22 protein-coding genes and 2 pseudogenes are annotated in these 25,796 nt (G+C 42.6%); 13 read left to right on the top strand and 11 right to left on the bottom strand.

Annotated elements, in window-relative coordinates:
• Positions 1-204 precede the first annotated feature (204 nt).
• A complete protein-coding gene (gene erpA, locus D3222_RS14540) occupies positions 205-549 on the top strand; it encodes an iron-sulfur cluster insertion protein ErpA (protein WP_036781943.1) in 345 nt (114 codons plus the stop codon).
• A gap of 89 nt (positions 550-638) precedes the next feature.
• On the opposite strand, the gene btuF is transcribed toward erpA, so the two are convergent.
• The gene (btuF, locus tag D3222_RS14535; RefSeq protein ID WP_118986796.1) at positions 639-1,466 is read right to left on the bottom strand and encodes a vitamin B12 ABC transporter substrate-binding protein BtuF; all 828 of its coding nucleotides are present in this window, start codon (positions 1,464-1,466) and stop codon (positions 639-641) included.
• A gap of 86 nt (positions 1,467-1,552) precedes the next feature.
• Positions 1,553-2,254 (bottom strand): 5'-methylthioadenosine/S-adenosylhomocysteine nucleosidase, encoded by a 702-nt coding sequence (mtnN, locus tag D3222_RS14530; protein WP_118986795.1) that lies wholly within the window; start codon positions 2,252-2,254, stop codon positions 1,553-1,555.
• A 126-nt stretch (positions 2,255-2,380) separates the two neighbouring features.
• Between mtnN and dgt the strand changes: the two genes are divergently transcribed.
• A complete protein-coding gene (gene dgt / locus D3222_RS14525; protein WP_118986794.1) occupies positions 2,381-3,898 on the top strand; it encodes a dGTPase in 1,518 nt (505 codons plus the stop codon).
• A gap of 134 nt (positions 3,899-4,032) precedes the next feature.
• Here the strand turns inward: dgt and D3222_RS14520 are convergent.
• The 4 genes and pseudogenes from D3222_RS14520 to D3222_RS14505 form a co-directional block, all read right to left on the bottom strand.
• Positions 4,033-4,782, bottom strand: a pseudogene (locus D3222_RS14520) (IS5 family transposase).
• Positions 4,783-4,897: 115 nt separating this feature from the next.
• The gene (locus tag D3222_RS14515) at positions 4,898-5,197 is read right to left on the bottom strand and encodes a helix-turn-helix domain-containing protein (protein ID WP_118986793.1); all 300 of its coding nucleotides are present in this window, start codon (positions 5,195-5,197) and stop codon (positions 4,898-4,900) included.
• A 2-nt stretch (positions 5,198-5,199) separates the two neighbouring features.
• Positions 5,200-5,516, bottom strand: a pseudogene (locus D3222_RS14510) (type II toxin-antitoxin system RelE/ParE family toxin).
• Between the two features lie 124 nt (positions 5,517-5,640).
• Positions 5,641-8,001: an ATP-binding protein gene (locus D3222_RS14505; protein WP_118986792.1), complete on the bottom strand. Its 2,361-nt coding sequence runs from the start codon at positions 7,999-8,001 to the stop codon at positions 5,641-5,643.
• A gap of 53 nt (positions 8,002-8,054) precedes the next feature.
• Here D3222_RS14505 and rlmD point away from each other — a divergent pair, with 53 nt between their 5' ends.
• From rlmD to D3222_RS14450, 11 genes are all read left to right on the top strand, one after another.
• The gene (rlmD, locus tag D3222_RS14500; RefSeq protein WP_118986791.1) at positions 8,055-9,371 is read left to right on the top strand and encodes a 23S rRNA (uracil(1939)-C(5))-methyltransferase RlmD; all 1,317 of its coding nucleotides are present in this window, start codon (positions 8,055-8,057) and stop codon (positions 9,369-9,371) included.
• 42 nt (positions 9,372-9,413) lie between these two features.
• A complete protein-coding gene (relA, locus tag D3222_RS14495; protein ID WP_118986790.1) occupies positions 9,414-11,645 on the top strand; it encodes a GTP diphosphokinase in 2,232 nt (743 codons plus the stop codon).
• A gap of 279 nt (positions 11,646-11,924) precedes the next feature.
• Positions 11,925-12,704, top strand: coding sequence for a nucleoside triphosphate pyrophosphohydrolase (gene mazG / locus D3222_RS14490; protein WP_118986789.1), 780 nt, complete (start codon positions 11,925-11,927; stop codon positions 12,702-12,704).
• A gap of 220 nt (positions 12,705-12,924) precedes the next feature.
• Positions 12,925-14,562 (top strand): glutamine hydrolyzing CTP synthase, encoded by a 1,638-nt coding sequence (gene pyrG / locus D3222_RS14485; protein WP_118986788.1) that lies wholly within the window; start codon positions 12,925-12,927, stop codon positions 14,560-14,562.
• Positions 14,563-14,634: 72 nt separating this feature from the next.
• Positions 14,635-15,936, top strand: a complete 1,302-nt coding sequence (eno, locus tag D3222_RS14480; protein WP_118986787.1) for a phosphopyruvate hydratase — start codon at positions 14,635-14,637, stop codon at positions 15,934-15,936.
• 142 nt (positions 15,937-16,078) lie between these two features.
• Positions 16,079-16,336 (top strand): type II toxin-antitoxin system RelB/DinJ family antitoxin, encoded by a 258-nt coding sequence (locus D3222_RS14475; protein ID WP_049583252.1) that lies wholly within the window; start codon positions 16,079-16,081, stop codon positions 16,334-16,336.
• A 2-nt stretch (positions 16,337-16,338) separates the two neighbouring features.
• Positions 16,339-16,608 carry a type II toxin-antitoxin system RelE/ParE family toxin gene (locus tag D3222_RS14470; RefSeq protein WP_112876846.1) on the top strand — a complete coding sequence of 90 codons (270 nt, stop codon included), beginning with the start codon at positions 16,339-16,341 and terminating at the stop codon, positions 16,606-16,608.
• A 763-nt stretch (positions 16,609-17,371) separates the two neighbouring features.
• Complete coding sequence (locus tag D3222_RS14465; RefSeq protein ID WP_118986809.1) at positions 17,372-18,079, top strand: hypothetical protein; 708 nt, start codon at positions 17,372-17,374, stop codon at positions 18,077-18,079.
• Positions 18,080-18,138: 59 nt separating this feature from the next.
• A complete protein-coding gene (locus D3222_RS14460; protein ID WP_118986786.1) occupies positions 18,139-19,320 on the top strand; it encodes a cysteine desulfurase family protein in 1,182 nt (393 codons plus the stop codon).
• A 22-nt stretch (positions 19,321-19,342) separates the two neighbouring features.
• Positions 19,343-20,527: an MFS transporter gene (locus D3222_RS14455; protein ID WP_118986785.1), complete on the top strand. Its 1,185-nt coding sequence runs from the start codon at positions 19,343-19,345 to the stop codon at positions 20,525-20,527.
• A gap of 443 nt (positions 20,528-20,970) precedes the next feature.
• Positions 20,971-21,183, top strand: coding sequence for a helix-turn-helix domain-containing protein (locus D3222_RS14450; RefSeq protein ID WP_118986784.1), 213 nt, complete (start codon positions 20,971-20,973; stop codon positions 21,181-21,183).
• Between the two features lie 325 nt (positions 21,184-21,508).
• On the opposite strand, the gene D3222_RS14445 is transcribed toward D3222_RS14450, so the two are convergent.
• The 5 genes from D3222_RS14445 to D3222_RS14425 form a co-directional block, all read right to left on the bottom strand.
• The gene (locus D3222_RS14445; protein WP_118986783.1) at positions 21,509-22,231 is read right to left on the bottom strand and encodes a helix-turn-helix transcriptional regulator; all 723 of its coding nucleotides are present in this window, start codon (positions 22,229-22,231) and stop codon (positions 21,509-21,511) included.
• A 159-nt stretch (positions 22,232-22,390) separates the two neighbouring features.
• Complete coding sequence (locus D3222_RS14440) at positions 22,391-23,113, bottom strand: helix-turn-helix transcriptional regulator (protein WP_118986782.1); 723 nt, start codon at positions 23,111-23,113, stop codon at positions 22,391-22,393.
• 160 nt (positions 23,114-23,273) lie between these two features.
• Entirely contained in the window at positions 23,274-23,996 is a 723-nt protein-coding gene (locus tag D3222_RS14435) for a helix-turn-helix transcriptional regulator (protein WP_118986781.1), read from the bottom strand.
• A 160-nt stretch (positions 23,997-24,156) separates the two neighbouring features.
• On the bottom strand, positions 24,157-24,879 hold the full coding sequence (locus tag D3222_RS14430; RefSeq protein ID WP_118986808.1) for a helix-turn-helix transcriptional regulator: 723 nt from the start codon (positions 24,877-24,879) through the stop codon (positions 24,157-24,159).
• Between the two features lie 159 nt (positions 24,880-25,038).
• Entirely contained in the window at positions 25,039-25,761 is a 723-nt protein-coding gene (locus D3222_RS14425) for a helix-turn-helix transcriptional regulator (protein ID WP_118986780.1), read from the bottom strand.
• Positions 25,762-25,796: the final 35 nt, after the last annotated feature.

Here is a 25,796-nt window from a genome sequence, read left to right as displayed (position 1 = left end):
CCCTTTGAGGCTATTGTAAAAGGTCGGCATTTGTCGCTAAGGTAGCATTGATGGTAAACAAATGTGTGATAATTTTTTGGCGGTTCGTGTGTTACCAAAATGACAAAACTTGAACGAACTAATCAGGTATTGGATAATTCGAGTTATTAATGATCGGCAAATTTCTGAATGTTTTTGCCGGGTTTCAGTCTGGAGTAAAAAATGATGAGCGATGATATCGCATTACCTTTGCAGTTTACTGATGCTGCTGCTAACAAAGTGAAAATCTTGGTTTCGGATGAAGAAAACCCAAACTTGCGTTTACGGGTTTATATCACCGGTGGAGGATGTAGTGGCTTCCAGTATGGTTTTACCTTTGATGATCAAATAAATGAAGGTGATATGACCATTGAGAAACAGGGTGTGGAGTTGGTTGTTGATCCGATGAGCCTGCAATATTTGGTTGGCGGCTGTGTTGATTATACCGAGGGTCTGGAAGGTTCACGTTTTATCGTCACGAACCCTAATGCGAAGACAACCTGTGGTTGTGGTTCTTCTTTTAGTATCTGATTCCAGGCGATTTCCCGCGATGGGGCTGTGAATATAATATGGCCTATTCGCGGGATATTCCTATATTCCTATTAATTGCTTTTACTTCGTCAGGAACCATTGTCGTTCAATTGCTGGCATAGTTGTTCTGCTGCCAGAATGATGCGTGGTCCTGCGCGATGAAACCAATCTTCATGTAATGTAATCACTTTGGCACGCAATTGTGGATGCCAGAAATTTTCAATTAGCCTGACCTGTTCCTGCCCACCACTAATAACAATTATCTCAGGTTTCCTGATGAGTACTTGTTCACGACTGACTTGAGGCCAGGGGACGGGGCTGTTGGCAAAAATATTTCTGCCGCCACAGATTGAAAGTACTTCACTTTGCAGGGTATGTCCTGAAGCAGTGAATAGAGGATAAGTGCCGAATTGTAAAAAGACCGGTTTTGGGGTTGTAGTGGCATGGTTTTGTTTCAGTGCGGTGAATCGTTGCCGAAGTTCAGTCGCCGATTTGTTGGCTTGTTCAGGATGAGGACTATATTCAGCGAGTCGTTCTAAATCCTGAGCTATCTGTTCGGTGGTGGTAGGATCGGAATAAAAGATTTTAATACCAAAAGAAGCGAGTTGTTCCAATGGACGTTGGGGGTTACCGCCACGCCATGCCAGAATCAAATCGGGTTTAAGGGTAACAATTCGTTCCAAATTAATGCCTTGCCAGTTGGCTACTTGCTCAAGTTTACGGGCTTGAGGGGGATAATCAGAGTAGGCGCTGGCTGCAATCAGATTGTCACCTAACCCGGCGGCATAGGCTAATTCAGTGGTTGATGGAGATAAACTGATTACCCGTAAGGGAATAGCATACAGAAAATGACTGAAACTACTGAGAAACAGTAAAAGCAATAATCCAATTGAACCCGTGCTTTTTATCCATTTCATTGATGTTCGCTCTTTAAAACATGAAATATGTTGCCCGCAAACACGCCCGAAAATATTAATCAGGGCGTGATTCTTTCAGTAATATATTATTTGTCTTTACTCAGCGTTGTCAGCATTGCGTTGACCATTAATGTAGATTGGCGGGCTGCCACGGCAATAAATTCATCAAAGCTGATATGAGATTCTTTATCCGCCACATCCGAAATAGCACGTACCACCACAAACGGAGTGTTGTATTGGTGGCAGACATGCCCTATTGCTGCGGCTTCCATTTCTACCGCCGTCACTTGTGGGAAAGTCGCCCGGATACGTGCCAGTGGTTCCGCGCCATTAATAAATGCATCACCACTGCAAATCAGCCCACGTACTGCGTTCAGATTCAGTGAATGAATACACTTTTCTGCCAGATCAATTAGCGGGTCATCCGCTAAAAAAGCCGGGGGGCATTGTGCCATCTGACCGGGTTTATAACCAAAAGCGGTAACATCAGCATCATGATAGCGAACTTCGCTGGATACCACGATATCACCAATTTGTAGCTTCGGATCAAGACCACCCGCTGATCCGGTGTTAATAATCACATCAGGCTGACAATGTTCAAGCAGCAAAGTTGTACCAATTGCAGCAGAAACTTTACCAATACCGGATTTTAATAAAGCGATCTCCACGCCGTTGAGTTTACCGGTATAGATTTCGCAGCCACCTCGTGACAATGTTTGGCGATCTTCAATTTGATCGCGCAGTAAAGTCACTTCTTGCTCCATAGCACCTATCACGCCTACTTTCATGATGTCATACTCGCTGTTGATTAATTAATCATATAAAATCATTCCGTGTTTGAGTTTAACATCTAATACGAAACAATCAGATAATCTGTGGTGTAAAGCAGTGCTATCTCACAAGTCGGGGGATAAATGTCCGGGATAGACTTTAGTCAGAAGCTTAATTATCAGCGTAAATATCGTCAGTATGATATTGATCCTGAGGATGAAGAACGGGTTATTCGTCAGTTTGAAAGCGATCGTGGGCGGATTATGAATTCAGCGGCTATTCGCCGTTTACAGCAGAAAACACAGGTTTTTCCGTTAGAAAATAATGCGGCTGTCCGCAGTCGCCTGACGCATTCATTGGAAGTGCAACAGGTTGGGCGCTATATTTCTAAAACGATTATTAACGAATTGAAAACGCGTAATTTGCTGGCTTATTACGGGTTGGATAAACGGCTGTCATCATTTGAAAGTTTGATTGAAATGGCTTGTTTAATGCATGATATTGGTAATCCGCCATTTGGTCATTTTGGTGAAGCGGCAATTAAAGATTGGTTTGCTAGAAAGCTCGATCTTAGTTTTTCCTTGGAAAATATTAAGCGAGAAGATCGATGCGAAATATTGGCGTTGCGTTTGTGTGGTGATGTGAAAAAAGATCTCTTTCGTCGCCAGTTGCGTAAAGATTTATGTCAGTTTGAAGGGAATGCTCAGGCTATCCGTATGGTGCATAGCTTATTAAAACTCAATCTGACTTATGCTCAGGTTGGCTGTATTCTAAAATATACTTGCCCTGCTTTTCGTTTGGAAGGAACACCAAATCAATTTAATTATCTAATGAAAAAACCCGGTTTTTATTGGTCGGAAAAGAATTTTGTCCGTGAATTGCGTCGTGAGCTTAAAATGGGTGAGTTTTGCCGCTTCCCGCTGACTTATATTATGGAAGCAGCAGATGATATCTCTTATTGTATTGCTGATCTGGATGATGCTGTTGAAAAAGCGATTTTTAGCGTCGATACATTGATGGAATATTTGGAACAGGAGTGGCAAGGTAACGGCGGTCATCGGGCCGGGGATCTATTCGATGTGACGGTCAGAAAGGCGTATAAGGGAACTCATGGTAACGAATTACGTCGAAGCCAGCAGGATCAATTTTTTATGTATCTGCGGGTTTATATTACCGGCAAACTTGTGCCTTATACTGCTCGTCGTTTTATTGATCATCTGCCGGCTGTTTTTGAGGGGGCATTTAATCAAGCGTTACTTGAAGATAAGAGTGAGGAGCATCGATTACTTAAAACATTGAAGAACATTGCTTGTAAGAGAGTGTTTAATCATCCAGAAATTGAAGAGTTGGAGTTACAGGGATATAGAGTTATTAATGGATTATTGGATTTTTATTATCCGTTATTGAAGATGTCCCGTCAGGATTTCGTGGAATTAAACCAGAACAATTTCCACAAGGATTATTTTATGGAAACTCGACTGTTACATAAACTTTCCACTAAGCATCGTTTGGCTTATGGTGAAGCAGTAGAGAAAATAGTTGCCACTGATGAATCTGAAAAAGACCTAATGGAATTCTATTACCGTGCCCGTCTTATTCAGGATTACATCAGTGGCATGACAGATAATTATGCTTATGAAGAGTATCGGAAGTTTATCTGATTCTCTTCGGGAAACCTCGGTCTTCAGGCCCGTCCTTTCGTCAGATCTCCTGATTAAGAGACCGAGCCAGCCGATAACTTTCTACCTTGTCCTGTAATTTAAACTAGGGGCTGTTCACCTTTCGGGTACATAATTTATTCAGCCCACATAGGCAACCAGAATGATAAAACCCAGAGCCAGCATACTGGCGTAATTACGTTCCAACTTATCGTATCTTGTTGCTATTGCGCGAAAATGTTTAATTCTGGCAAACACATTCTCCACCAAGTGGTGGTAACGATATAAACATGTATCAACATGCTTATCGGCTTTTCGACGGGGGAATGACCGGCGTTGTGCCTTGTTGTCTCATGATAAGCCTGAAGGCTTCGCTATCGTAACCTTTATCCGCAATCACAAAAATCCGATGGCGGTGACTGCGACACCAGACTTTCAGCATGAACGATGTCGTGTGTTTGACCACCAGAAAGCTCAAAATGCACAGGTAAACCGTCACTGTCCACGGCCAAATGGATCTTGGTTGACCATCCACCCTGACTTTTTCCTATCGATTCATTTTCTTTAGAAGCCGCGCCTGCACTGTGTTGATGAGCCCGCACAATACTCCCATCAATAAACAGCCACTGGGTATCAGAATATTCAGATAACAATTTGAATATTAAATTAAAAATATCTTTCTTTGCCCATTCATTAAAACGTCGAAAGACGGTATTCCATTTCCCAAATTCAGGCGGTAAATCACGCCAGGGACAACCGGTTCTCATGCGGTAAATGATCCCTTCAAAGGTCAGGTGATGTTCTTCTTTGTGATAAATAAGCCCACTATGTTGCATGAATACAGCTAGCGTATTCCATAGGGGTTTTGATAACAGGGTTCTCGGCATGATGGTAAGGCATGGTTGGTTTTTGGCGAAAGCAATTATACCCAATCATCATGCTGTTCAATAAGCCCTCTCAAAACGTCAACAGCCCCTAGTCTTCCCATTTAATATTCAGGGGTTAAATATGGACGACGATACGTTTACCATCAGGAAGTCGAACATCAAGGTTTAACTCTCCACCTAACGCTGCGACATAGCGTTTCAATGTTGAGAGTTTAGGGTCATTACTAGGCTGTTCCATTTTCGCAATAGTAGGCTGTTTGACACCAAGCGCTGCTGCTAGCTCAGTTTGTGAAACATTAAGAGCCTCGCGGATCTGGCAAAGTCCTATTTCCCGTTTCATTTCATCAACTTTTTTAGCAATTCTGCGGCGGCTTTCAGGACTGCGTTTTTCAAGCAATTCATTAAGTGTGGCCATATTCATCTCCCCAGTTCTGTGAGATGCTTCTTAAACTCAGCATCAGCAAGTTTGATCATATCTTTATAGAACCGTTTTTCATGTAGTCCGGTTTTATCACCAGCGCAAAGAACAATAGCATTTCGACAGGGGTCAAAAGCGAAGAATGCCTGTACAGGATTTCCGGCATGCTGGATACGCAGCTCTTTCATGTTAGGAAATTCAGAGCTATGCAGCGTATCAGCGTAAGGTCTGCCTCATACTCTCTCTGAATTTCCAGAGCGGCCAGAATGTCATCCTGTAACTCCTCATTCTGTTCGTTATACCAAGCATCAAACACCTATGTCGTTATGACTTCCCACATATTCATTTCTCATAGCTTATAAACTATAAAATCAGCATATAGCCTACTAGCTATGATTGAAGACCCTTCCTCGAATTTAATAGCAAAACCCTCATTGAGCCTACTTCGTGTCGTTTAAACGCTGCGCGTGCTGTGGAGAAGACAATATCTTTTGGGCAGCGGTAAGGACATGATCAATTTCATCTGTCAGTTCCAGCAATTCAGGTTCGATATCCGTTAATGGAATGCCTTGTTGTAATTGTTGTTCAATTAATTGGCAGAGGGCTTTAAGTTGTGGTACACCGCTATAACAGCAACTACCGTGTAGTTTATGGATCTGCTGTTGATAATCTTCCACCGTTTCTCCTGACAACACTTTTTCTGTGATTGTTTTAATCGTTGGCAGTGAATCCACCAACATTTGCAACATGATTATAGCCAACTGTTCTTTTCCTGCTGCCTGTTGTAGTGCTAATGCCCAGTTAATATGTTGTGATTTTGGCGTTTTGACGTAGCGATTTAACACCGATCTCAGACGATCTTCATCGAGAGGCTTAGTCAGGAAATCTTCAAACGGAGATTGATTTGTATCGCTCTTTGGTCGGCAGGTATAAGCAGTAACCGCAATGATCGGTGTACCGCGGTGTTGCGGCAGTTGGTGGATGCGTTCGGAAGTACAGATGCCATCCATATCTGGCATGTGAATATCCATCAGAATAACATCAACATGGTGAGAGCTTGCTGACTGCAAAGCCTCTTCTCCACTGCGACATAGCACTGTTTTTTCTACGGTTTCTTCCAGTAATGAACCTATTAGTTTGAGGTTGGCTGGATTATCATCAACGGCCATGATTGTCATGGGTAAACGCGGGGGGTGGATAAGTGTTTTTTGTGGTACAACTGAGTCGGTTAGAGTGAAATCATCTTTTCCTAGCCACAAATCAAAACGGAAAACAGAACCTTTTTCTGGCTCGCTGGTAAAACTAATATTTCCGCCCATTTCCCGGATTAGTTTCCTTGTAATAACCAGACCGAGGCCGGTACCGCCATAACGGCGAGAAATACTGGCATCTGCTTGATGAAAAGCCTGAAATAGATGCGGTTGCTGCTCAGGGCTGATACCGATACCTGTATCGCTGATAATAATCTCTAAATTGATTTTATGGTGTTGCTGTTGTATCAGATTGATCTTTATCTCCACGGAACCTTGGTCAGTGAATTTAATTGCGTTACCAATGATATTGGTGAGTATTTGCTGAAGGCGCGTGGGATCACCTATGACCAGGTTGGGGATTTGGGGATCAATATGGTGAGTTAGCTGAATATTCTTGCTTTTGGCGCTGAGTGTTAGTAGCACCATGACTTCATCAATCGTATCTTGTAGCAGGAATGGAACGTTTTCTAGTATCAATTTATCAGCTTCAAGCCGTGAAAAATCCAATATATCATTGATAATGTTCAGCAGATGATTAGCGGAACGTTCAATAACATACAGATATTCAGTTTGCTGTATTGTTAAAGATGTTTTCAGTGTTTGGCGGGTAAAGCCAATGACGCCATTAAGTGGTGTGCGTAATTCATGAGACATATTTGCCAGAAATTCAGTTTTTATTCTGGCGGCTTCCTGCGCGCGTTTTTTCGCTATTGCCAGCTCAACGTTCTGAATTTCGAATTGCTCCATTGTTTCCCGCAGATCCGACGTGGCCTGATCAATATCATTTTGCATATCTTCTTTATAGCTGGAAAGCGATTTTGCCATTGCGTTAATGCCATTTTTCAGCGTATCTAATTCACCAAAATATTTCCCTCTGACACGGCTGTTTAATTGCCCTTGGCGAATGCTATCGACAGTACTGACCATATCGCTGATAGGTTTTGTGATCTTACGAACCAAATGGTAGGCGAACAGTGATGCCCAACCAAGGCAAATCAGTAATAGTAATATAAAAATAACGATTTCTTTATATTGCTGTAAGTGAGCTGATCGTAAATCAAGATCAATGGCGATATAACCAATCGGATGTAAAGATGGGGTATCATAATTTTGCTGATTCTGAGATAAATGGTGTTCTGAAATAATGGGCATGCGTAAAATAATACTGTTTTTAACCTCCATTTTTGTCAGGGTTGTTGGCAGAGACATATCGGGTGCGATCTGTAGTTGAGCTGAATTGTATTTATAGTTTGATATATCAAATAGCTGATTATCATCATTAAAAATAGCAATCGCCCGAACTATCTCAGAATTTCTGCGGTGAAGCCGGGTTATTAATGAATTGACGCGTTCACGGTTATGCAGGTTGATGCCAATTTCACTGGCGATGGAAAGAGGTTCAATAATACTGATCCCGGATCGAACAATCTGGTTTTTCAGTTCACGATAGTGATAACAGAGGAATGAGATACTGAAAAACATGCCAACCAGTAAAATTGGAACCAGAATCAGGCTCATCATGCGGATGCGTAAGCTATATTTGGTCATAATCGTCCATTATGGGAAAATAAGAACTTAATAATTCATAGTCCGTAAGAATCATGGTGCAATTTTATTCCCCCAATCGCCGAACAGTAAATCGACATATCATCACAGTTACTGCTGATAATCTGGATGCCCAGGGGCAGGGCGTAGCTCGCCATCAGGGTAAAACTATTTTTGTCGCCGGGTTATTGCCCGGTGAACGAGCACAGGTACAACTAACAGAGGAGAAGCGCCAGTTTGCAAAAGCAAAGTTGGTTAAGCGTTTATCTGACAGTCCATATCGTGTAAATCCCCGTTGTCCCCATTTTGGAGTATGTGGCGGTTGTCAGCAACAACATGTTGCACCGGATTTACAACGTGAAAGTAAAGCCAACGTTCTCGAACATCTGATCAGACGAGAAACGGGTGTAGCGGTTTCCGCCAAGCCGGTGATTCTTGGTCCTGAATATGGTTATCGGCGCCGGGCAAGGCTTGGTTTACATTATCAAATCAAACAGCGCCAACTGATGATGGGATTTCGTCAAAATCAATCCAATGAATTAGTTGCTATAAAAGAATGCCCTGTTTTGCGACCTGAACTGGAACAGTTATTGCAGCCATTATCTCAGTGTCTGAATAATTTGAAAGCGGTTAAACGGTTGGGGCATGTGGAATTGGTGCTAGCAGATAATGGTCCATTGATGATATTGCGCCATCTTGATCCCTTGAAAGGGGAAGATAAGGAGAAACTATGCACGTTTTCTGTGCAACACAACGTTGCTATCTATCTAGCGGCGGATGAAACTTCACTTGAATCGCTGAATGAACCGCCGGAACCTTGGTATCAGGTAGGTGGCCTAAAACTGGTTTTCAGTCCAAGAGATTTTATTCAGGTTAACGATCAGGTGAACCAACAAATGGTTGCTCAGACGATGGAGTGGCTCGATTTACAACCGAATGACAGAGTACTCGATCTGTTCTGTGGAATGGGGAATTTTACCTTACCTATTGGTCGCATAGTGCAATCTGTGGTCGGAGTCGAAGGGGTTGCCACGTTGGTAGCGAATGGGCAATATAATGCCAGATTAAATAATTTGGATAACATATCTTTCTGCCATGAAAACCTGGAAGCTGACATACATCATCAACCCTGGGCGAAACTGGGGTTTAACAAGGTCTTATTAGATCCGGCGCGTGCTGGTGCGGTAGGCGTCATGTCACACATTGTTGAGCTGGCGCCGGAAAAGGTGGTCTACGTCTCTTGTAATCCAACAACATTGGCGCGGGACAGTAAGATTCTGCTTGAGGCTGGCTATCAAATTATCAGTGTGCGGATGCTTGATATGTTTCCGCATACGGGGCATCTGGAGTCAATGGTACTATTTAGTCGTTAGATCGTGGTTGGGTAGAAGCTATGAAGTCGTCGGGAGAGATTTATGGTTGCGGTAAGAAGTGCTCATTTAACCCCTGCGGGAGAGTTTGCAGTAAACAAGTGGATCGCGAGTTTAAATGTAGCGAATCTTCAATTGGGTGAAACATTAGCCGAAACCTGGCGTTATTGTCACGAAAAAGCGCAAAATCATCCTGATTCAGAACTTCTTTTATGGCGTGGTGTAGAGATGGTTGAGATCCTCTCCACGCTAAGTATGGATAATGACAGTATGCGTGCTGCGCTACTGTTCCCGCTGGTGGATGCCAAATTACTTGACGATCAAACCGTCACCGAGGCGTTTGGTAGTGTGATTACCAATCTGGTGAAAGGCGTTATGGAAATGGATGCTATTCGTCAGTTGAAAGCCACTCATCACGATTCAATCTGTTCCGTGCAGGTTGATAATGTTCGCCGGATGCTACTGGCAATGGTGGAAGATTTTCGCTGTGTCATTATCAAATTGGCAGAGCGGATTGCCCATTTGCGGGAAGTTAAAGAGGAGACTGAAGATGAGCGTGTATTGGCTGCGAAAGAGTGTTCCAATATTTATGCGCCGCTCGCTAACCGACTAGGTATTGGTCAACTTAAATGGGAACTTGAGGATTACTGCTTCCGTTATCTCCATCCTGATGAATATAAAAAAATTGCCAAATTACTGCATGAGCGCCGCATTGATCGTGAGCAGTATATTGATTACTTTGTCAATACATTACGTAAGTATACGCTCAAAGAGGGTGTCACCACTGAGATATACGGGCGTCCTAAACATATCTACAGCATCTGGCGCAAAATGCAGAAAAAATCGCTGGCATTTGATGAGCTGTTTGATGTTCGGGCTGTACGGATTGTAGTTGAACGTTTGCAGGATTGTTATGCGGCACTGGGGATAGTACATACTCACTATCGTCATTTACCGGATGAATTCGATGATTATGTGGCTAACCCGAAGCCTAATGGCTACCAATCCATTCATACCGTCGTGCTTGGGCCGGGTGGTAAGACACTGGAAATCCAGATTCGCACCCGTCAGATGCATGAAGATGCAGAATTGGGAATAGCCGCCCACTGGAAATATAAAGAGGGGGCAATGGCGGGCAGTCGTGCGGGATATGAAGGACGCATTGCATGGCTACGTAAATTGATCGCATGGCAGGAAGAGATGGCTGATTCTGGTGAGATGCTGGATGAAGTTCGCAGCCAGGTGTTTGATGATCGGGTATATGTATTTACACCGAAAGGGGATGTTATTGATCTCCCTGCCGGCTCTACGCCGTTGGATTTTGCTTACCATATTCACAGTGATGTGGGGCATCGTTGTATCGGTGCGAAAATTAGTGGTCGTATTGTGCCATTCAGCTATCAATTGCAAATGGGCGATCAGATTGACATCATCACGCAGAAACACCCGAACCCAAGCCGCGATTGGCTGAATCCAAACTTGGGTTATGTCACCACAAGCCGTGGTCGGGCGAAAATCCACAACTGGTTCCGTAAACAGGATCGGGATAAAAATATTATCGCGGGTCGTCAGATGTTGGATAACGAACTGGCCCATCTGGATCTCAGCCTAAAAGAAGCGGAAAAGTTGCTGATTGCCCGTTATAACGTCCATACACTTGATGAAGTGTTGGCGGGCATTGGTGTGGGTGATATCCGCATTAACCAGTTAACCAATTTCTTGCAAAGCAAATTTAATAAAACCACCGCAGAAGATGCAGATCGGGAAGCGCTTCGCAATTTAGAGAGTAAATCACATCCTCAGCGCAGTTCTGCTAAAAATGATGGGCGGATTGTGGTAGAAGGTGTGGGTAACTTGATGCATCACATTGCCCGTTGCTGCCAGCCAATTCCCGGCGATGAGATTGTCGGCTTTATCACTCGTGGTCGGGGTATCTCTATCCACTGGGTTGATTGTGAACAACTGGCTGAGTTGCAGGAAAATGCGCCGGAAAGGGTAGTAGATGCGGTTTGGGGAGAGAGTTACTCCAGCGGTTACTCACTAATTGTGCGTGTCGTTGCGAATGATCGCAGTGGATTATTACGTGATATCACCACGATCCTGGCGAATGAGAAGGTGAATGTGCTTGGGGTGAGTAGTCGCAGTGATGTAAAACAGCAGATTGCTACCATCGATATGAATATTGAGATTTATAACCTGCAAGTACTGGGACGGATCTTGGCGAAAACCAATCAGTTACCGGATGTTATTGAAGCCAAACGTCTTCATGGCAACTGACCGCAGGAAAATTTGGATAAAAAATGAAATCATTTGCTATATACCTAATAGATTTCGAGTTGCAGCGAGGCAGCAAGTGAACGAATCCCCAGGAGCATAGATAACTATGTGACTGGGGTGAGTGAAAGCAGCCAACAAAGCAGCAGCTTGAAAGATGAAGGGTATATACCCTATGGATTTCAAGATGCATTGCGACGGCAAGGGAGAGAATCCCCGGGAGCATAGCGAACTATGTGACCGGGGTGAGCGAGTGCAGCCAACAAAGAGGCAACTTGAAAGATGACGGGTATAAAACGGTTATTAGAGATTATGGCGCGGTTGCGCCATCCTCAACAGGGATGTCCCTGGGACAAACAACAGACATTCAAAACTATCGCACCTTATACATTAGAAGAGACTTATGAAGTCATTGATGCCATTGAGCGTGGTGATTTTTCTGATCTGAAAGAAGAATTGGGTGATCTATTATTTCAGGTGGTGTTCTATGCTGAAATGGGCAAAGAACAGCAGTTGTTTGATTTTGATGATATCTGCCATGCGATTAGCGATAAGCTGGAGCGCCGCCATCCACATATTTTCGGTCAGCAACAGAATATCAGCAGTGATGTCGCTACTAGTGGTTGGGAAAAACATAAGGCGCAGGAAAGAGCGCAAAAGGATCTGCATTCGGTCCTTGATGACATTCCGACAAGTCTGCCGGCATTGATGAAAGCGTATAAAATACAGAAACGTTGTGCCGTGGTTGGTTTTGACTGGGATACGTTGGGGCCAGTGTTGGGCAAAGTTTATGAAGAGATCGACGAAGTAATGGATGAAGCTCATCAGGCGGTTGTTGATCAGCAGCATCTGGAAGAAGAGATTGGCGATTTGTTGTTTGCCGTTGTGAACTTATCCCGTCATCTGGGATACAAACCGGAAATTGCATTGCAAAAAGCATGCAATAAGTTTGAGAACCGCTTTAGAGAAGTAGAAAAACTTATCCTGAACAAAGGCCACACCTTGGAAGCGGCGACATTGGAAGAAATGGAACAAATGTGGCAACAGGTTAAGAAGCAATAATCGCAAAACTGAGATTTTCAGTTTCTTGCAGTAAGGCGATTTTTCTTAAAGAAACTAACCTAATGAATTTAAATAATAATTAGGGGAGTTTCTTGATTAAGGCATGGTGGAAAATACCTGATTGCGTTCAGATTATTTGTGGCAAATTTAAGGTTCGGGTATACTGCTTTCCCGTCTTGGTTATATCCATCATCTTTAAACCTAAACTTTCAGGTTCAGCATGAAAACTAATTATATTTTTGTGACCGGCGGGGTCGTATCCTCTCTGGGTAAAGGCATTGCTGCGGCCTCTTTGGCGGCTATACTCGAAGCCCGTGGACTCAATGTCACTATTATGAAACTGGACCCGTACATCAATGTCGATCCAGGTACGATGAGCCCAATCCAACATGGGGAGGTCTTCGTTACCGAAGACGGCGCTGAAACTGATCTCGATTTAGGTCACTATGAGCGTTTCATCCGCACTAAAATGACTCGCCGCAATAACTTTACGACGGGGCGGGTTTATTCCGAAGTTCTGCGCAAAGAGCGCCGTGGCGACTATTTGGGGGCGACTGTTCAAGTTATTCCTCACATCACCAATGAAATCAAAGATCGCATCATCAGTGGTGGTGAAGGTCATGATGTGGTGCTGGTGGAAGTCGGTGGTACTGTCGGTGATATTGAATCTTTACCATTCCTTGAAGCGATTCGCCAAATGGCAGTAGAAGTTGGCCGTGAACACACTTTATATCTGCATCTGACACTGGTGCCTTACCTGGCAGCGGCTGGCGAAGTCAAAACTAAACCTACTCAGCATTCGGTAAAAGAACTGCTTTCTATCGGTATTCAACCGGATATTCTGATTTGCCGCTCAGATCGCGTCATTCCTGCTAATGAGCGTGCAAAAATTGCTCTTTTCTGTAATGTACCAGAGAAAGCGGTTATCTCCCTAAAAGACGTTGATTCCATTTATAAAATCCCAGGGCTATTGAAATCTCAAGGCTTAGATGATTATATTTGTAAACGATTCAGCCTCGATTGTCCGGAAGCAAATTTGTCCGAATGGGAGCAAGTCATTTACGAAGAAGCTAATCCTGCCGGTGAAGTCACTATTGGGATGGTGGGTAAATATGTTGAACTGCCTGATGCATACAAATCCGTGATTGAGGCATTGAAGCACGGTGGATTGAAAAATCGCCTGACGGTTAACATCAAACTGATTGATTCCCAGGATGTTGAAACTCGTGGTGTTGAATTATTGAAGGGGCTGGATGCGATTCTGGTTCCTGGTGGTTTCGGTGGCCGTGGTGTGGAAGGCAAAATCATGACAGCCCGTTATGCTCGTGAGAACAAAATTCCTTATCTGGGGATTTGTCTCGGCATGCAGGTAGCATTGATTGAGTTTTCTCGTCATGTTGCGGGCTTGGAAAAAGCCAGCTCAACAGAATTTGAACCTGATTGCCGGTTCCCTGTTATTGGTCTGATCACCGAATGGCGTGATGAAGACGGTAATTTAGAAGTGCGTAGCGAAGAGAGTGATCTTGGTGGAACGATGCGTGTGGGTGGTCAGCCATGTCACCTGACAAAAGATAGCTTGGTGCGCGCTTTGTATGGGGCAGATACGATTGTTGAGCGTCATCGGCATCGTTATGAAGTGAATAATTTACTGCTGAAACGTATTGAAGATGCTGGTCTGCGGGTAGCAGGTCGTTCAGTGGACAATAAATTAGTAGAAATTATTGAGATCCCAGACCATCCTTGGTTCGTGGCTTGTCAGTTCCACCCAGAATTTACTTCCACTCCTCGTGATGGCCATCCGTTGTTTACTGGTTTTGTTAAAGCCGCCGGTAAATACCAGAAAGGCCAGCTCAAATAAGATGTGCAGTGAGTGACGGTATGAAGTATTCCGTCACTTATCTGAAATGTAACTTGTACTGAGGAAAACCTAATGTCCAAAATCGTTAAAGTGATCGGTCGTGAAATCATTGACTCCCGTGGTAACCCAACCGTAGAAGCAGAAGTGCATCTGGAAGGGGGTTTTGTGGGTTTAGCGGCTGCACCCTCTGGTGCATCTACCGGTTCTCGCGAAGCGTTGGAACTGCGTGACGGTGACAAATCCCGTTTTATGGGTAAAGGTGTACTGAAAGCTGTTGATGCAGTAAATGGCCCGATTGCACAGGCAGTTATCGGTCAGGATGCTAAAGATCAGGTTAACATCGACAGAATCATGATCGACCTGGATGGTACTGAAAATAAATCTAAATTCGGTGCTAATGCGATTCTGGCGGTTTCTCTGGCTAATGCTAAAGCCGCAGCAGCAGCGAAAGGCATGCCGTTGTACGAGCACATTGCTGAATTGAATGGCACCCCGGGTAAATTCTCTATGCCATTGCCGATGATGAACATCATCAATGGTGGTGAGCACGCGGATAACAACGTTGATATCCAGGAATTTATGATTCAACCGATTGGAGCAAAAACGCTGAAAGAGGCGGTTCGTATCGGTTCTGAAGTTTTCCATAACTTGGCTAAAGTTCTGAAAGCAAAAGGCATGAGTACTGCGGTTGGTGACGAAGGTGGCTATGCGCCTAACCTGGAATCTAACGCTGCGGCGCTGGCTGCTATTAAAGAAGCGGTAGAACAAGCAGGCTATGTTCTGGGCAAAGATATCACTTTGGCTATGGATTGTGCCGCTTCTGAATTCTACAACTCAGAAACCGGTAACTATGAACTGAAAGGGGAAGGTAAAACTTTCACTTCTCAGGAGTTCACCCATTACCTGGAAGATTTGACCAGAAAATACCCGATTGTTTCTATCGAAGATGGATTGAATGAATCTGACTGGGAAGGCTTTGCTTACCAGACGAAAGTATTGGGCGAGAAAATCCAGTTGGTTGGTGATGACCTGTTCGTGACCAATACTAAGATCCTGAAAGAAGGTATTGAGAAAGGCATTGCTAACTCCATTCTGATTAAATTCAACCAGATTGGTTCTCTGACAGAAACACTGGCAGCGATTAAAATGGCAAAAGACGCAGGTTACACAGCGGTAATCTCTCATCGTTCTGGTGAAACTGAAGATGCGACTATTGCTGATCTGGCAGTAGGTACCGCGGCAGGTCAAATCAAAACCGGTTCTATGAGCCGTTCTGATCGCGTTGCTAAATACAATCAGTTGATCCGTATTGAAGAAGCTTTGGGTAATCGCGCTCCTTTCTATGGCCTGAAAGAAGTAAAAGGTCAGGCTTGATCGGTAATTAAGTATTAGTATTAAACAGGAGGGGTAAAACCCTCCTCAGATAATTGGCTACCAAGTCATATTTATAATCTTTTGACGTGTGGCTACAAAAAGGCTACGGTGTTCTAATCAAACACACAGGGGAGCATTTACTATGACTGATACTGTTGTCAGAGCCAGGGTGTCACCAGCCTGCAAAGCGGCGGCAATGGCAAATGCCAAAGCACTTGGGCTCGATTTATCTACCGTTATACGTATGGTTATTAATCGATTAGCCGCAGAAGGTCGGCTACCGGATGGGTTGCTGCAACCGAATAGCGAGACGTTACAGGCAATTCATGATCTAGAGAACGGGATAGGTGTTCACCGTGCCAACACGCTTGATGAATTAAAAAGTGATTTAGGCTGGTAACAGTGTTGATTTTCGTTTATCAGAGCCGATTTAAAAGGGATGCCAAAAAGTACGTCAACAATAAAAAAGCGCAAGAAATCATTATGAAAACCCTTGCGCTTTTGCAAACCGGCCAGCCATTACCACCGAAGTATAAAGAACACCGCCTGAATGGTAACTATATTGGTTATTTGGAATGTCATGGAGCACCGGATTTACTACTGATTTATCGACGTACGGACACTGAATTGATCTTGTATCGAGTTGGTAGCCATGCTGATTTATTCGGATAGTAAGAGGATAACTGATGGATTTTTAAATATGTTTGTTGAGCGGAGAGCTAGCTGTGATTCGAAGAGAAAAAATTAAGTTGAGCTGTGTGTAATAGGTTGATGTTTGAGCATGACAAACCTGAAATAATTTTATTCTTCCAAATGAAAGGCTAAAACCCTCCTTCATAAGGGTAATAGCCTGATAACTTCTACAACGTCAATTTTTGAGTTTTCCTGAGGCAGTCGGTCGGTGCAGCCATGTTTTCACATATGAAACTTTTCGCCGATGGCTTAATAGCGAGAATCCCCCCTTTAATGTTGCTGAGAAGATTTACCTTGATATAACGGATTTTAGTTAGCTGTCTCAACAACAGTTCGGACATATCCATACTTGGCAACTGGACCTTGTATTGGTGTGACAGAATTCCCCGGTAAACTGAGAGCGGGATGATGTCCGATGGTCTGGCTCGGAGCTACGGCTGCAAGGTCAAAAAGAAAAAATGTTTAAACAAGACGAAGATCTATTTTTTGATAAAAAAGATACGCTAACCTTTATCCAACTTCTTTTATGGGAATTATACCCTTGTCTAATATCATACATACTTGTTTTATAACCGGGATCGTAAGAGAAAAAGGTATTCAGCGTACGTGAAATTATAAAGATCTCCTTATATTCCATACGTTATATCAATCACTCTTTAAGAACTCCCCTGCTCCAAAAATTAATGGATCCTTCGGGCATCCTTATACATATGATCCATCATGGTAAAGGATATTGATGAAAATGAATCAGCGAGAAACTAACGTAAGTATACTGGCAGGGAATTCACGAGTTTATCTTAATAAGGATAGTGAGATAGTTGTCGAGGCTCAGTTGAAAGCCTTTGAGGCTGCTCTGATGTTCGCCAAGCGAAGCCAAGATGAATGTGGTCAATTACCGAGGATATCCGTGGCGTTCGATCATCATGGGATATTCCGCCTCCAGTTCCTGATAAATAACCTCACTAATTCTCAAAAACGGAATCCCCGTCTAAGTCATCTCCACGCCTCGATCGGGAATATCTTCTTGCCTGTAGCAGAAAAATATCAGATCCCGCTCAGTGAAATACGTGTTATTCACGAAGATTCAGCCAGGCAGCACCTTGTCCACATCCTAGCCTCCGGAGAAATACCCGAAACTATCACACGGCGGATGGTGTCCAAAAACCTCGCTGACGGCAAACCGCCGACATCAAATGTTTCTTACGAAGAGCCGACTCAGAAACTCACCTGTGCGGCAATTACGAAGGAGTATTTTGAGAAAGCCGCAGGTGATCACAAAGGCTCAGATGCTATTCTGGAAGTGTTTTTTGAGGACTGCGCTTGGTCGAGAGCTTTGGCATATGTGCGTGGGCTACAACTCAGCCATATGCTTGGTGTTTTAACTGCCATTCGTCTTAATCTTGTTAATGAAGAAGGGGAGGTGAGTAAAGGTGATGTAATTACTGCCTAGCAGATATAGTCAAGATAATAAAAAAATAACTTCATCTTTGTTTATTAAGGGGGAAAATTATGTACAACTTAACCCGGCCGATATATTTGGATAATAATGCTACAACGCTATTAGATCCCGACGTGCTCCAAACTATGATGCCCTATTTTACCTGCGCTTATGGAAATGCTTCCAGTAATAACCATGCATTTGGGTGGAAAGCTATGGAAGCTGTTGATAATGCAAGAAAATTGATATCAACATCGATAAATGCGACGAGTTATTCCGATATTATATTCACGTCTGGCTCCACCGAGTCGAACAATCTTGCAATCGCGGGCCTTCAACATCGGGGCAAAAAGGGGCATGTCATCACATCGACAATCGAGCATAAGGCTGTTCTTGATTGTTGCGGTAGGCTCGAATCAATGGGAACGGAGGTGACCTATTTACCGCCGCAAAGCGACGGCATCGTATCCCCAGACTCAATATCTCGTGCAATAAGAGATGATACCTATCTTGTTTCGATTATGGCCGCTAACAACGAGATTGGTTCAATACAAAAAATTGAAGAGATAGGCGCGATCTGTAAGGAACATGACATTCCTCTTCATACAGACGCCACGCAAGCGCTCGGCAAAATAAAATTTGATGTACAGCGCATGAATATAAGCCTTGCCTCATTTTCCGCGCACAAAATATATGGACCAAAGGGGGTTGGTGCACTTTATATTGATTCCCGCAATAAGAATATAACACTCGCTCCTCTCATTGTTGGAGGAGGACATGAGCGAGGCTTACGCTCTGGAACCCTTAACGTCCCGGGAATAGTAGGCTTCGGGCGCGCCGTCGAACTGTCTGTTAGAAACTTGCCTGATGAGTCGATGAGATTACGTTATTTACGGGATTTGCTTCGATTGTATATTATCGAGAATGTGGCTGACGTTCGGATAAATGGCCATCTCACCGAATGCCTTCCTGGTCTGTTAAATGTCTCCTTCAACGGCTTGGATGCTGATTCGCTGTTGCTGGAGCTCTCCGAGGTTGCGTTGTCCTCTGGGTCTGCATGCACATCCGCTAACAGAGCTCCGTCACATGTATTAAAGGCAATAGGGGTCAGTGATGCTCAGGCTCAAGCCAGTGTGCGCTTCGGACTGGGCAGATTTAATAATGAGGATGAGATACGGTATGTTTGTCTCCGTCTGGAAAAAGCGGTGAATAAACTGAGGTCGATGGCACCAAAGCCATTCGGCATCCTATAATATTTAAGATGGAGTTTGACTCATGCGAACAATGTCGGCACTTTTTCTCCTGTTCGGAACCCTGTTCACAGCGGGGGGATATGGCGCCACCTTTCTTATTTCCGCGTATTTTCGGTCACAAGGGGGGAGTGACATTGACACTGGGACAACCCTTGGCGTGGCTTTGGTCGGTACTTTGATTGGTGTTCCTTTGGTCGGATGGTTTGCCGGGCAACTGGAAGCATCGCGCCTTGCAGCCCTCGCGGCCTTGGCGATGTCTTGTGGTTATTTTCTTTTAGGCGGTTTCAGCGGTGAACTGAGTTACATCCCGCGTATCGCGGCGTTCTTGATTGGGCTCGGTTGGGGAATGTTCTATATCAGTGGGCCTATGGCATTGTCGGAGCGTGTCACTGACGCTGACAGAGGTCACTGGTTTACTCGTTTCAGCGCGTTTCAAATGGCTGGAATTTGCGGCAGTCCCATCCTCCTCGCCGCAGCGGTTGAACAGGCAGGAGTACCCATCCGAATAACGTTTCTCTTTGTTGGCGTCATTGGTATCCTCGCTTCACTACTTCTGGCGACTTTTGGGATCAAGGAGCCGCATGGTCAACGGGAGTTATCACTGAGACCTTGGGTGAAAAAAATAACCAAGATTGCTGCAAGTAGTGCGATCCGTCCCATTGTGATGGTAGGTCTGGGAGGCTGCGTATTCTCCGGAATGATGTCGTTCCAAAGTTCGCTTGTCGAAGGGACTCGAGCAAATGCAAGTACATTCTTTGCTGTACATGCAGCGACCGTGGTTGTGTCGCGGCTTTTGTTGGCCCGACATTTATCGATGATGCCCCGTATCCCGTTAGTCATCGCGCTGATGTTATTCTTAGTCATGGGCATTTTGGCTTTGCTAGGCATACCGGTTCACCCTATGTTCCAGATTGTGGCGGCCATGTTAACGGGGATAGGGTATGGATTGGTGTATCCCGTTATTCAAACATGGGCAGTAAACGACTCTGCGCTTGAGAATCGTCACGCTGCCCTCACCTGGTTTGTTGTCGCCTACTTTGTGGGTATATTTGGGTTTCCGGCAATAGGTGGATGGATATTAGTGGGTGCGGGCAAGACCTTGTTTATCCTAACTCTAGCTGCAATAGCTTCTCTTGAACTGGTGGTGGCATTCTTGGGAGGGCGGTGGTTTTATCGCATTAAGGACAGGCTAACGGCACAGAATTAAGCACGTTAACGGTTATTCAGCCAGTCGATAATTATCGACTGGCTGATTTGCCGTTGCACAAGCAATTTTTCGATGACCATAAAGTATTTAATTGGCGTCATTCCTCGTAATTGAAGTGCTTTTTTAGGGCATTTGCTAATGTATTTAATGCTGCTTACAACATTTCCCAAAATAACTAAACTTTTTGAATATTCCGGTATCTATAAAAGAATATTACTTAACAATTAAAGTTCATTTATGACCTTTTAATTGTCAGGTATAACATTTTCCTATTCGGAGAATATTTGGCTGTACTTAACGGGGTTTTACGTCTTGGGGCAGCTATTTTTAAATATTCCGCACCAGTGCGGACTCAGGGAAAAGCTGTAACAATATAAAAATATTAATTTTAAGAGAATATGAATATAGCACCTTGAATAACCAAACTGAGAGGAGAGTAAGGAATGATTGTAAAAAACGACTGGCACCCGGCTGATATTATTGCAGGGCTTAAAAAACGGGGAACGTCGTTAGCTGCTGTTTCAAGAGAAGCGGGGCTTGCATCATCTACTTTATCAAATGCTTTGCACCGTCCGTGGCCTAAGGGTGAACAACTTATTGCTATTGCTTTGAATTGTGAGCCTTTCGAAATATGGCCAAGCAGATATTCTAAATAAATTAAAATAAACTTCTCGAAAAAAAATCAATGAGAAGAGATTAAATGCCTGAAGCTTTTCTTCTGTCTTTTGGAAAGCTTCAGGCATGATTAAAATGGAGTTATTAACGTCACTCCTTGATGTTTATCATAATTAATTTTTTTGCATCAATTATTTAATCTTTTGTATTGTGTTGACACTTCTCTCTATATTTCTGTTGATTTCACGGATCGTCAGATAGGCGTAGTATTCCAAAATCGGGTAAACCAAAACTTTTTTGGCGGCGAGTAGGGTTCTGCTAGGCAGAACCTTAATAGAATAGTGAAAATAACGGTATGGTTCATCGTTATGCCAGAGTTATATAGGGATTAGGGTTAATAAATCGGGTAGGAGCATAATTATCGTACCCCTTACCCCTGCAATATTCTTTTAACTGGCTTAATGAGTTTATCCCTATTTTTTGGTAAATAAATTGTAACCTGCTTTGTACCGTTCTATATGTGATACCTAATTTTCTCGCTATATCTTTAGCACTGAGTGATTGCAACGCAAAAAATACGATATCGAACTCCCTATCTGTAAATAAATCAGTTGGTTTGCCAAAAGTTAATGACTCTGGATGAATGTTGTTTTCAAAATGATACATGGAGTAAATTTCAAGTTTTTTACCGTGCGACACAATCCCAATGCATTTTCCATCCTTCATTAGAGGAGTAACATTGACCAGAAATGGTTGGATTATTTTTTCTTTTCCGACATAAGTGAAGGTGTGTAGTACCGGAATGGTCTTTTGACTCGTCATTACATTGTTATCATTAGCTTGTATAATATCTGCAAATTCAGACCACGGTGCTGGACACTCACCATCAAGCCTCCCTTCTATATTAAAACCTTTAGGAAGCCCGCTGTAATAAATCATAATATCATTGGCATAGATGAATCGAGATTCGTTGTCTTTTATAACCCAAACATCGTTGCTGTTTTCCATATATGATATGAAGGTATCAAAGCTTTTTGAATGAATATCCAGATCTTTGTTTACAGAGAAACTCATCGTGTTATCTTTCATAATTTCACCCATTATGATTGAACTGTAAAACCGTGATAACGTCCATGTGAGGTATCCCACAAAACTCTTTTCGCGCTGTTAAGCGAGTTTTGGTCGGAGCATAGGGTTCTGTTAGACAGAACCTTAATGGAATAGTGACAATAACGATATGGTTCATCGTTATGCCAGAGGTATATAGGGATTAGGGTTAATAAATCGGGTCGGAGCATAGTTGTTATATCCTTTACCCCTGCAATATTCTTTTAACTGGCTTAATGAATTTATCCCTATTTTTTGGTAAATAAATTGTAACCTGCTTTGTACCGTTCTATATGTGATACCTAATTTTCTGGCTATATCTTTAGCGCTTAGCGATTGCAACGCAAAAAATACGATATCGAACTCTCTATCTGTAAAAATCTCAGTTGGGTTGCCAAATGATAATGATTCAGGAGGTTTATTAGTTTCCATATGATACATTGAAAAAACTTCTAGCTTTCTAGCCCTGCCTACTACGCCAATCGATTCTCCATTTTTTATCAAAGGCGCGACATCTGCCATAAATGGTTGAATAATTTTATCCCTACCACCATACATAAATGTAATCAAAGTAGGAATGACTTTTTTTTTCTCCATCACTCTATGGTCATTAGATTGAATGATATCAGCAACCTCAGACCAATAAACCGGACACTCACTATCTAGTTTACCTTCAACATTAAACCCTTTGGGTAGTCCGCTATGATGAAGTCCATAATCATTCATATAGATAAATCTCGACTCCTTATCTTTTATATACCAGAATTCATTACAGTTCTCCATATATGATATGAAGGCATCAAAGCTTTTTGAATGAATATCCAGATCTTTATTTATAGAGAGGCTCATCGTGTTATCTTTCATAATTTCACCTATCATGATTGAGCTGTAAAACTGTGATAACGTCCATGTGAGGTATCCCACAAAACTGTTTTTCGCGTTGTTAAGCGAGTTTTGGTTGGAGCATAAGGTTCTGTTAGACAGAACCTTAATGGCATAGTGACAATAACGATATGGTTCATCGTTATGCCAGAGGTATATAGGGATTAGGGTTAATAAATCGGGTCGGAGCATAGTTATCATACCCCTTACCCCTGCAATATTCTTTTAACTGGCTTAATGAGTTTATCCCTATTTTTTGGTAAATAAATTGTAACCTGCTTTGTACCGTTCTATATGTGATACCTAATTTTCTCGCTATGTCTTTAGCGCTTAGCGATTGCAACGCAAAAAATATTATATCGAACTCTCTGTCGGTAAATAAATCAGTTGGTGTGCCAAAAGTTAATGAATCAGGATGAATATTGTTTTCAAAATGATACATGGAATAAATTTGAAGTTTTTTGCCGTGTCCCACAACCCCAATGCATTTTCCATCCTTCATTAGCGGTGTAATGTCAACTAGAAACGGCTGGATCATTTTTTCTCTCCCGCCGTAAGTTAGAGTGTTTAGTACCGGAATGGTCTTTTGACTAATCCTTACGTTTCTTTCATTAGCTTGTATAATATCTGTAAACTCAGCCCACGGTGCGGGACATTCACTATCAAGCCTCCCTTCCATATTAAAACCCTTAGGGAGATTGCTGTAATAAAACGCAACATCATTAACATAGACAAATCGAGATTCGTTGTCTTTTATAACCCAAAAATCATTGCTATTTTCCATATATGATATGAAAGCATCAAAACTTTTTGAATGAACATCCAGATCTTTATTTATAGAGAAACTCATCGTGTTATCTTTCATAATTTCACCTATCATGATTGAGCTGTAAAACTGTGATAACGTCCATGTGAGGTATCCCACAAAACTGTTTTTCGCGTTGTTAAGCGAGTTTTGGTTGGAGCATAAGGTTCTGTTAGGCAGAACCTTAATAGAATAGTGAAAATAACGGTATGGTTCATCGTTATGCCAGAGGTATATAGGGATTAGGGTTAATAAATCGGGTCGGAGCATAGTTATCATACCCCTTACCCCTGCAATATTCTTTTAACTGGCTTAATGAGTTTATCCCTATTTTTTGGTAAATAAATTGTAACCTGCTTTGTACCGTTCTATATGTGATACCTAATTTTCTCGCTATGTCTTTAGCGCTTAGCGATTGCAACGCAAAAAATATTATATCGAACTCTCTGTCGGTAAATAAATCAGTTGGTGTGCCAAAAGTTAATGAATCAGGATGCCTGCTGTTTTCAAAATGGTACATGGAATAAATTTGGAGTTTTTTGCCGTGTCCCACAACCCCAATGCATTTTCCATCCTTCATTAGCGGTGTAATATCAACTAAGAACGGCTGGATCATTTTTTCTCTCCCGCCGTAAGTGAAAGTGTTTAGTACCGGAATGGTTTTTTGACTCGCCATTACGTTTTTATCATTAGCTTGTATAATATCTGCAAACTCAGCCCACGGTGCTGGACATTCATCATCAAGCCTCCCTTCTATATTAAAACCCTTAGGGAGACCGCAGTAATAAAACGCAACATTATTAACATAGACGAATCGAGATTCGCTATCTTTTATAATCCAGAAATCGTTGCTGTTTTCCATGTATGATATGAATGCATCAAAGCTCTTTGAATGAACATCCAGATCTTTGTTTACAGAGAAACTCATCGTGTTATCTTTCATAATTTCCCCATCATGATTGAACTGTAAAACTGTGATAACGTCCATGTGAGGTATCCCACAAAACTGCTTTCCGCACTGTTAAGCGAGTTTTGGTCGGAGCATAGGGTTCTGTTAGACAGAACCCTAATGGCATAGTGACGACAGCAATATTGTGCATTGTTATGCCAGAGGTATATAGGGATTAGGGTTAATAAATCGGGTAGGAGCATAATTATCGTACCCCTTACCCCTGCAATATTCTTTTAACTGGCTTAATGAATTTATCCCTATTTTTTGGTAAATAAATTGTAGCCTGCTTTGTACCGTTCTATATGTGATACCTAATTTTCTCGCTATATCTTTAGCGCTTAGCGATTGCAACGCAAAAAATACTATATCGAACTCTCTGTCGGTAAATAAATCAGTTGGTGTGCCAAAAGTTAATGACTCTGGATGAATGTTATTTTCAAAATGATACATGGAATAAATTTCAAGTTTTCTACCGTGTCCAACAATGCCAATGCATTCTCCATCCTTCATTAGCGGTGTAACATTGGTCAGAAATGGTTGGATCATTTTTTGTTTCCCACCATAAGTCAAGGTGTTTAATACTGGAATGGTTTTTTGATTCGTCATTACAACATCACAACTAGCTTGTATAATATTTTCAAACTCAGACCACGGTGCTGGACACTCACCATCAAGCCTCCCTTCTATATTAAAACCTTTAGGAAGACCGCTGTAATAAATCATTGTATCATTGGCATAGACGAATCGATGTTCGTTGTCTTTTATAACCCAAAAATCATTGCTATTTTCCATATATGATATGAAAGCATCAAAGCTTTTTGAATGAACATCCAGATCTTTGTTTACAGAGAAACTCATCGTGTTATCTTTCATAATTTCACCTATCATGATTGAGCTGTAAAACTGTG

The organism is Photorhabdus sp. CRCIA-P01 (genome assembly GCF_003545805.1).
Classification (GTDB): Bacteria; Pseudomonadota; Gammaproteobacteria; order Enterobacterales; family Enterobacteriaceae; genus Photorhabdus; species Photorhabdus antumapuensis.
Note: the sequence above shows the minus strand (reverse complement) of the source record. Positions and strands in the feature narration are given on the sequence as shown.